1 tRNA gene and 1 rRNA gene are annotated in these 435 nt (G+C 44.6%); both read right to left on the minus strand.

Annotation, left to right across the window (positions count from 1 at the left end):
- Window positions 1-64: 64 nt before the first annotated feature.
- Window positions 65-140 (minus strand) — tRNA-Val (locus ACXVYO_RS02150).
- A 5-nt stretch (window positions 141-145) separates the two neighbouring features.
- Window positions 146-261: ribosomal RNA gene (gene rrf / locus ACXVYO_RS02155) — 5S ribosomal RNA — on the minus strand.
- Window positions 262-435: the final 174 nt, after the last annotated feature.

Genomic DNA, 435 nt, shown 5'->3' on the forward strand with positions numbered 1-435 from the left:
ACTTGAACCCCCAACCTACTGATTACAAGTCAGTTGCTCTACCAATTGAGCTAAGTCGGCTAAATGGTGGAGGATGACGGGATCGAACCGCCGACCCCCTGCTTGTAAGGCAGGTGCTCTCCCAGCTGAGCTAATCCTCCAAATTGCCTGGCAACGTCCTACTCTCACAGGGACAAGGTCCCAACTACCATCGGCGCTAGAGAGCTTAACTTCCGTGTTCGGTATGGGAACGGGTGTGGCCTCTCTGCCATCATTACCAGACTGTATTCATTTAAGACAAGAATTATTGTAACTCATTTAACTTTTAAAGTCAACAAGTTTTTTATATTCTTTCAAAACTAGATAACATTTGCTTCATATTATATGGTTAAGTCCTCGATCTATTAGTATTCGTCAGCTCCACATGTCACCATGCTTCCACCTCGAACCTATCAA

Source organism: Bacillus sp. BC08, assembly GCF_054326875.1.